Genomic DNA, 7,066 nt, shown 5'->3' on the forward strand with positions numbered 1-7,066 from the left:
CTGCTGCTAAGCTTATCCACAATTGCTGGGACAGAAATCAGCAATCCGTCCTGGGTCAATTTTCAATCGGCAGGGTGGGTCAGTTTTCAATCAGCGCCAACAATCAGTCTCGCCCAGGTCCAGCGGGAAGGCTGCGAAGTTCGCCAGTTCTGGCTCTTCGGTGCGAATAACGAGGAAGCACAAAAGATAGGCGCATCTGTTTTTAGCGGGCTCTGGTCATCTATCAACGGCGCTGAATCGTGGAACGCAAACCCGTGGGTCTGGGTAGTCGAGTTCAGGCGCGTGACGCTGTGAACCTACCGCACCATGAAAATCAGCTCTCCCCTGTCAGTCATCGCCATGCCGTACTTGAGCCTGCCCAAGTACTGCTCGTGCATTGAGTAGACTCGGTCATCAATGATTCTGAAAATCATCGTGGTGCCCGACCAGATATTGCCGTCCACCGCCCGCCTGCCGAGCCTGGCATTGCGCGGGCCGTAAACCTCATCCGCCGTTGTGGTGCATTCCATGACCTCTCCTTGGTGCCTCCCAGCTCCTGCTGGCTGCGTGGACCATAGCAGTGATCAGAGGCAGCTGCCTGATATCCCCTTCCCTACAGAGCCTGCCGGCGATCGGCGGGCGGAGATGTGCGCATGAGCAAAGCACCTATTGAGCCCCAGGACTACCTGTACGGCGTCAAGGTAGTCCAGATCGAAGACCTTCGGGTAGCGCGCGGGCTGACTCGTCGGCCAGCATCAGCCTGCAAGCACAAGAAACTGGTTTACGACCACAACGAGCGGCGCGTCTGGTGCAGCGACTGCGAGGCGGAGGTCGAGGCCTTTGACGCGTTTTTGGGGTTGGTCGAGGTGTTCAGCGCCGGAATGAACAACCTCGCGCGGCGCCGCAGCGAATTGGATGAGGCGGAAAAATTCCAGATCCGTAGCCGGGCAGCCAAGGTAATGGACGACGCCTGGCGCAGCACAAAACTGGCCCCGCTTTGCCCGCACTGCAATACCGCGATCCTACCCGAAGACGTAGCGGACGGAGTCGCCAAAACATCCAAAGCCCTGGTGAGCGCCGCACGTAAACGCCAGGGCCAGAAAAAACCGACTTAACCCCTTCCGCCGCCCAGCGCGGCCCACACTCATTTCAATATCTAACAATGGCGGTCCTGAGCGGGCTGCAGGAGCTACTTATGGACGAAATTCACTTTCTGTCGCACGAAGAGGTATGCACCCTAACCGGTGCCAAAACGAAAGCCGGGCAAATAACGGTGTTAAAGCGGAACGGGATTCGGCACACGATCAAAAGAAGTGGTTGGCCGTGCGTCATAGCATCGGCGCTGACTGGCGAAGCCGTGACCACCACGACTTCAGGCAAACCTAAATGGCAGCCACGGCTGGTGGGATAAATGGGAAGGAAGCCGATTAATCCCGACAGCGTCACACGCCTCAGAAAGCGTAAACAGCGCAGCGGGGTCGTCTATTACTACTATGACCTCGGAGGTTCACCGCGAAAGGAAATCCCACTGGGCTCTGACTATGGCATGGCGATCGTCGAGTACGCCAAGCTGGAAAAGAGCCGCACATCCTCGGCTCTCGTACAGCAGGTACTGACCTTCGCGTATGTCGCGGAAAAGTACATGGCTGAGGTCGTGCCCACCAAAAGCCCGGCAACACAGAAAGACAATGGCAGGGAGCTGAAGCAACTTCTGAAGTTCTTCGACGATCCGCCAGCACCGCTGGAAGCGATCGAACCTCAACACGTCGTGCAGTACCTGCGCCAGCGAGGCAAGTCGGCTCCTGTCCGAGCAAACCGGGAGAAGGCGCTACTGAGTGCTATATGGAATTTTGCGAGGAGCGCTGGCTACACGGCGCTGGCCAACCCGTGCGCGGGCGTCAAGGGCCACAAGGAGGTCGGGCGAGATCACTACATCGAGGACGAAATGTTTGCCTTGGTTTACAGCCATGCGGAGCAACCTCTACGAGATGCGCTGGATCTTTTCTATCTGACCGGGCAACGGATCGCGGACACGCTGAAAATGGATGAGCGCGATATACGCGACGGCCGGCTATGGGTTCAGCAAGGCAAGACGAATGCAAAAAGGAGGATTGAAATTACAGGTGAGCTGAAGGTGGTCATTGACCGCATTATGACCAGAAAGGAAGGACACAGGATCCGCACCTCCAGACTGATCGTTATGGATAACGGCCAGCCCATGACGAGCAGTATGTTGCGGGGAAGATTTGACGCGGCACGCGAGGCGGCCGGTGTGGAGAAGGGAGAATTTCAGATGCGAGACCTGCGAGCGAAAGCTGGCACGGATAAGGCTGAGTCGAGCGGCGATATCCTTCAAGCTCGCGATCAGCTCGGGCACACCACCGTAGTGATGACCGAGAATTACATCCGCAAAAGGATCGGGAAAAAGGTCACTCCAACCAAGTGAATTCTGCACCGCAATTATTTTTACCCCCTTGAATTTAAAGGGCTGCAAGGCAGGTATTTAACGTGTCATGCGGTGCAGGATTATTTCTAACTATCTGTTTATAAAGGATAAATTTACGGACTTAAAATCCCTCGTCCTTTGGACGTGCCGGTTCGACCCCGGCTCGGGGCACCACTTATAGATCAAGGGCTTACCGGGCAATGTGCTCAGTAAGCCCTTTTTTTTGCTTCTGGCCCGCAAAACTGTCGTGATCCGCAATTCCTGAAAACACCCTTCCACCGGTCCTGACAAACGCGCCTTACTGATCATTGATAATCTACGTCATCGGTACTTCAGACGGATGAGTTATGTGCTCAGACGTTACCCTGCCTCAGATCAAGGGCATATACTTTTTTATACGAATGTCGTCCGACAATGGGTTTAATCCGAGCGTGAATGACAAAGCGTAAACCCGGAAAACTTAGCAGAAGCCACGAATTTCTGGCACATGGAAATCATTCCTGCTCTTTGAAATCGAGATCAAACGTCTGGTAAAAAGCGGCACCCGTATCGGCAATGATCCACAAAAGAACCACGACATGATGCCCTTGTTTGCCGGACGGTAATTTAGCGGTGAGTGCTGTTTTTGCCTTGAGTTCCTCTTTGTGTTGGTCGAAAGGCACCTGGGTGTATAGATCCGTGTAAAAAGGTTCTGACTCAAGGTGAGCGCGGGTTATGCGAGTATTTTCATCCCAGCCGTCCTTGGTGATGAACCATAGATAGCCACGCGTGACGTGAGGTGCGGCATATTTCCATTCAACCTCGAAGTCGGCACCGGCTGCAACACTATGACGTCTCCAACCCGTCACATTTGCTTCGGGTTTGAGAATTTTGAGCTCGGCACTGAGTTCGTCGTCTGTGTAGTTTACATACTTGCGAGCGTCATCAACTTTGCCTCCGCTCAGAATCACACCATCCGCTGGCGGCCCGTTGCTTACGGTGTCGCTCGGATAGCCAGGAAACGGCCCTCCCGCAGTCTGTGGAAAGTTTTTCCCTCCCTCCAGCTCATTGTCTTGCCACTCGCCAAGCAGCCCGAGTTCCATTAATTGTGAACCACGGGTTGCGGGACTGATAACGCGTCCGTGCCGGGCTTGATGGGTATCAAGATCACTCATATCCATATCCTCAACTAGTAAGCAGGCACACCGTGCCTGTTCGTTAATTGAAGCGCATTTTCTCCAGCAGAAGACCTAACAGTTTAGACAGTAGACATCATCCTCGAAACTCTGATAAGGCCGTATACCTCCCCCTTTCCCAGACCGACTGTTTTCAAAGCATAAAGTTAATCCGGAATATATTGCCCTCAGGATCCAGCAAAACCGCCTGATACCAGTTGTAATACGTCAGATACGGCTCTTTGATCAACCTGGCACCCAGCGCCACCGCCTGCGGCACCAGCCTGTCCACCTCGGATTGCTCCTCCACGTCAATGTTGAGCAGAAACCGGCATCCGGTGCTGCCGGTGAACTCATCCAGGCCCAGCAATTCGTAGGCATCGAGGGCATTGAAGCCGATGCAGGATTTGCCCGTGTCCAGCCCGCGAAAAATCGGCGACCTGATCGCCTCTATTTCGCTGAAGCCGAACAGCTTCGAGTAGAAATTGCTCAGGGCGACGATGTCCTGCGCAAACACGTTGACGTATGAAAGTGTGCTCATGTCAGGCCACCTTGCTGCCGCCGAAGGTCGTCTGCTTGACGAACTTGGCCAGCAAGTGATCGCCCGAGGTGACCGGCGCATGACGAGGCGTGGTGCCAGGCAGCAGACAACCTGGCAGGCACTCGATCAAGGTGTCGTAGTTGGGCTGGTGGAAGAACACCAGCGATTGCCGACGGTTGTCCTGCTCACTGGTCATGGGCGGGTTGACCACGCGGTGCAGGGTGGAAATCCACTGGTCGTTGGTCCACTGCATCATCAGATCGCCGATATTGACCACAAAACCGTTCTCGACATAGGGCACATCGACCCATTCGCCCTGCTGATTGCGCACCTGCAAACCACCCAGCGCATTGTCGGGGCGCACGATGGTCAGGCTGCCGTAATCCGTGTGCGCACTGGCGCGCAATTGCCCTGCCTCGACTTCGGTCTTGATGTCCGGATAACTGAGGCTGCGGAACATGCTGATATGGCGATCAATCCTGTCGTCGAAAAAGCACTCGTCCAGCTCCAGTGCCAATGCGAACAGGCGCATCAACGACTGGGCCAACTGACTCATCGCGTCGAAATACGCTTGATAAGCTTCCTGAAATCCGGGGACACGCTCATTGGCCGGCCAGACGTTAGGCGCAAAGTGCGGGCCTGCCTCAGCGTTATGGTAATAGTCTTCATTCGGTACATCGCTCGGCCCGATGGAAAAGGACTCCTTGAGATCGCCCGGCGCACTTTCTTCGAGAGAATACGACAGGCTTTCCTCGGCCACCGCACTGTAACCACGCACCATTTCCGGACTGGGGCGGTCGACCTTGCGCTTTTCTGCGAGTGGCAGATCGAAGAACTGTCGGGTCAGGCGCGAGACTCGATCAATCAATTCTGTGGGGATCTGGTGTTCGGTGATCACCAGAAATCCGATGTCCTTGCACGCCTGATTGACTGCCTGCGCCACGGCTGCCTTGCCGTCCGGTTCTCCTGAAAAATAAGGGGCCAGGTTAATGATGGGCACATATTGCAGAGTCATACGGCTGATTCCTCTCGCTGACACGACGCACAAAAGTTTCACCGGCAAGGTGAAGGTCAGCGAGGCAAGAGCAGAAACTGTGCCATCCGATAAATCTGCCAGCTATACAAAGAGTTAACCAAACCATGCGTTGTGATCAGATCAAACGGTCTGAAACAGAGCGCATGGTTTAAATGCGTAAGCACCGGAAACGAGCCATAACTGCGCACACTCACACCGCTGCCGCTATGCGCCTTCGATACGTCGGATAACATCCGCCGTGGCAGTGACCTCGCCAAACTCGTAGGCAATGGTTGTCAACGAGATACGCTGAACCTCTTCGGCCGAAACAGCGCCAAAGCCCACGTCCGGGTAATCCATCGCCGCGTTTGCGTCACTCAGCGCTATAACCTTGTATTCACGGTGCACGCCATCCCTGATGGTGGTTTCACAACACACATTGGTCACCGTCCCGCAAACAATAATCGTATCGACGTCTCTGGCACGTAATACCGTGTCCAGGTCGGTGTTGTGGAAGCCGCTGTAAAACAGCTTGTCGATGATCACATCCCCCGACTTGGGCACAAGCGCATCAATGATTTCGACATCAGGGTCGTGGCGCGCCAGAATCTGGTCCACGTTCGGATACAGGTCACGCATACGTCCGGTATCTGAACCATCGCCACGTACTGTATGGCGCAGATAGACCACCATCATTTGAGCAGCGCGCGCAGCGTCCAGCAACGTCTGGATGGGCCGGATGATGTCAGCGGTATTTTTTACATACAGCGCACCCGCGGGCTCGCAGAAGACTTTTTGCATGTCGACGACGATGACTGCGGTTCTGCGCGGGTTGATTGGCCACTGCACAAGGGGCTTGCTCATCGGTTTTACCTCGGTTATGCCTGACAGGTTGGTTGGGCATGGCAAGCAATAATCGTGCTGCATGTGACAGATCAATTCCCGGCGAAACAACCATCCATTGAACACCTACGGCGATCATGCAACACCGACGGGCATGTGCCTCGCGCGCTCGCTCTGCCGTCCCAATTGCATTGAAAACACAAGGAACGTAGTCATGAAGCCAGGTTTCGTAACGCAAAAAGAGTCAGGTTTGCCTCATCTGAAAATTCAATGCCTGCTATTGCTCACGCTTGCTTTGACGGGATGCGGAACAATCAACACAACGTTCAGGCCCGATTCCGTCGCCGGGGGAAAACTCACGCACTGGAAATCAAATTGCTCCTCGATACCGCGAGTGTATAGCGGGGTTATGCTCGACTTCTGTGAGCTGCACGCTGAGCCTCAACCGAGCAGTGCGTATCAGGCGCACAACGATCCTGCATGGGTTCTGGTCGACATGGGTGTATCCGGAATCGCGGACACACTGCTGCTGCCCTGGACGATTTATCAGCAGAATGAGTATGGCTATATTAATGCGAGTCGCTTTAAGTAGCCGCTTGAGAATAGCGGTAGCCGTGGTTTCGGAACTCCATCCCTAAAAGTTCCGGAACTCCTCACTTTCCCGCCCACAATAAAAAACCCCGCAAACGTTAGCCTGCGGGGCTTTCAAATAGTGGAGGCCGAGGTCGGAATCGAACCGGCGTAGGCGGATTTGCAATCCGCTGCATAACCATTTTGCTACTCGGCCTCATACGTAAGATGCTTTACCGCAACATCAAACGTGGGTGAACTGCATGGGAAACCAGTATTTCTTTGGCTTCCAACCCATTGAATCATAAGGGTTTTTTTCAATTCCGCGTTCAGGAATGGACGCAATTCTCTACTGGTTCGCAGGCCATGTCAAGAACAGGGTGAAAATAATTCACCGGGCCAGCGGCAGACGCTTGAGCCTAGTGTACTGTTTTCGAAAAAATCAGCCACCAACTAACGGAAAATTCAAATCTTATCAATAGCTTAGCTTGCAGGTTATGGGTAACTTATTTCGAAAA

General features: G+C 54.2%; 9 protein-coding genes, 1 tRNA gene and 1 pseudogene. 5 read left to right on the plus strand and 6 right to left on the minus strand.

The features are described from left to right. Positions 1-294: pseudogene (locus DW49_RS1000000133185) on the plus strand (hypothetical protein); the annotation flags it as partial. Positions 295-296: 2 nt separating this feature from the next. Here the strand turns inward: DW49_RS1000000133185 and DW49_RS0121810 are convergent. After that, positions 297-509 carry a hypothetical protein gene (locus DW49_RS0121810; RefSeq protein WP_024421391.1) on the minus strand — a complete coding sequence of 71 codons (213 nt, stop codon included), beginning with the start codon at positions 507-509 and terminating at the stop codon, positions 297-299. Positions 510-632: 123 nt separating this feature from the next. Between DW49_RS0121810 and DW49_RS0121815 the strand changes: the two genes are divergently transcribed. From DW49_RS0121815 to DW49_RS0121825, 3 genes are all read left to right on the plus strand, one after another. Continuing rightward, positions 633-1,094, plus strand: coding sequence for a hypothetical protein (locus DW49_RS0121815; RefSeq protein WP_005618356.1), 462 nt, complete (start codon positions 633-635; stop codon positions 1,092-1,094). Between the two features lie 80 nt (positions 1,095-1,174). Continuing rightward, on the plus strand, positions 1,175-1,390 hold the full coding sequence (locus tag DW49_RS0121820) for a DUF4224 domain-containing protein (RefSeq protein WP_024421392.1): 216 nt from the start codon (positions 1,175-1,177) through the stop codon (positions 1,388-1,390). Further along, the gene (locus tag DW49_RS0121825; RefSeq protein ID WP_005618358.1) at positions 1,391-2,425 is read left to right on the plus strand and encodes a site-specific integrase; all 1,035 of its coding nucleotides are present in this window, start codon (positions 1,391-1,393) and stop codon (positions 2,423-2,425) included. Positions 2,426-2,919: 494 nt separating this feature from the next. Here DW49_RS0121825 and DW49_RS0121830 read toward each other — a convergent pair whose 3' ends face one another. From DW49_RS0121830 to DW49_RS0121845, 4 genes are all read right to left on the minus strand, one after another. After that, the gene (locus DW49_RS0121830) at positions 2,920-3,579 is read right to left on the minus strand and encodes a lytic polysaccharide monooxygenase auxiliary activity family 9 protein (RefSeq protein WP_005618360.1); all 660 of its coding nucleotides are present in this window, start codon (positions 3,577-3,579) and stop codon (positions 2,920-2,922) included. A gap of 154 nt (positions 3,580-3,733) precedes the next feature. Beyond that, complete coding sequence (locus tag DW49_RS0121835; RefSeq protein WP_005618362.1) at positions 3,734-4,120, minus strand: VOC family protein; 387 nt, start codon at positions 4,118-4,120, stop codon at positions 3,734-3,736. 1 nt (position 4,121) lies between these two features. Then, a complete protein-coding gene (locus tag DW49_RS0121840) occupies positions 4,122-5,135 on the minus strand; it encodes an isopenicillin N synthase family dioxygenase (protein ID WP_005618364.1) in 1,014 nt (337 codons plus the stop codon). Positions 5,136-5,360: 225 nt separating this feature from the next. Then, on the minus strand, positions 5,361-5,999 hold the full coding sequence (locus DW49_RS0121845; protein WP_024419737.1) for a cysteine hydrolase family protein: 639 nt from the start codon (positions 5,997-5,999) through the stop codon (positions 5,361-5,363). A gap of 193 nt (positions 6,000-6,192) precedes the next feature. Between DW49_RS0121845 and DW49_RS0121850 the strand changes: the two genes are divergently transcribed. Next, positions 6,193-6,570: a YceK/YidQ family lipoprotein gene (locus tag DW49_RS0121850; RefSeq protein WP_024419736.1), complete on the plus strand. Its 378-nt coding sequence runs from the start codon at positions 6,193-6,195 to the stop codon at positions 6,568-6,570. A 121-nt stretch (positions 6,571-6,691) separates the two neighbouring features. Here DW49_RS0121850 and DW49_RS0121855 read toward each other — a convergent pair. Next, positions 6,692-6,765, minus strand: a tRNA-Cys gene (locus DW49_RS0121855). Positions 6,766-7,066: the final 301 nt, after the last annotated feature.

This window comes from Pseudomonas avellanae BPIC 631 (assembly GCF_000444135.1).
Lineage (GTDB): Bacteria > Pseudomonadota > Gammaproteobacteria > Pseudomonadales > Pseudomonadaceae > Aquipseudomonas > Aquipseudomonas avellanae.

Excerpts from the sequence above, each read along its gene's own strand:
- DW49_RS0121810 (WP_024421391.1), bottom strand. The coding sequence starts at position 509 with ATGGAATGCACCACAACGGCGGATGAGGTTTACGGCCCGCGCAATGCC.
- DW49_RS0121815 (WP_005618356.1), top strand. The coding sequence starts at position 633 with ATGAGCAAAGCACCTATTGAGCCCCAGGACTACCTGTACGGCGTCAAG.
- DW49_RS0121820 (WP_024421392.1), top strand. The coding sequence starts at position 1,175 with ATGGACGAAATTCACTTTCTGTCGCACGAAGAGGTATGCACCCTAACC.
- DW49_RS0121825 (WP_005618358.1), top strand. The coding sequence starts at position 1,391 with ATGGGAAGGAAGCCGATTAATCCCGACAGCGTCACACGCCTCAGAAAG.
- DW49_RS0121830 (WP_005618360.1), bottom strand. The coding sequence starts at position 3,579 with ATGAGTGATCTTGATACCCATCAAGCCCGGCACGGACGCGTTATCAGT.
- DW49_RS0121835 (WP_005618362.1), bottom strand. The coding sequence starts at position 4,120 with ATGAGCACACTTTCATACGTCAACGTGTTTGCGCAGGACATCGTCGCC.
- DW49_RS0121840 (WP_005618364.1), bottom strand. The coding sequence starts at position 5,135 with ATGACTCTGCAATATGTGCCCATCATTAACCTGGCCCCTTATTTTTCA.
- DW49_RS0121845 (WP_024419737.1), bottom strand. The coding sequence starts at position 5,999 with ATGAGCAAGCCCCTTGTGCAGTGGCCAATCAACCCGCGCAGAACCGCA.
- DW49_RS0121850 (WP_024419736.1), top strand. The coding sequence starts at position 6,193 with ATGAAGCCAGGTTTCGTAACGCAAAAAGAGTCAGGTTTGCCTCATCTG.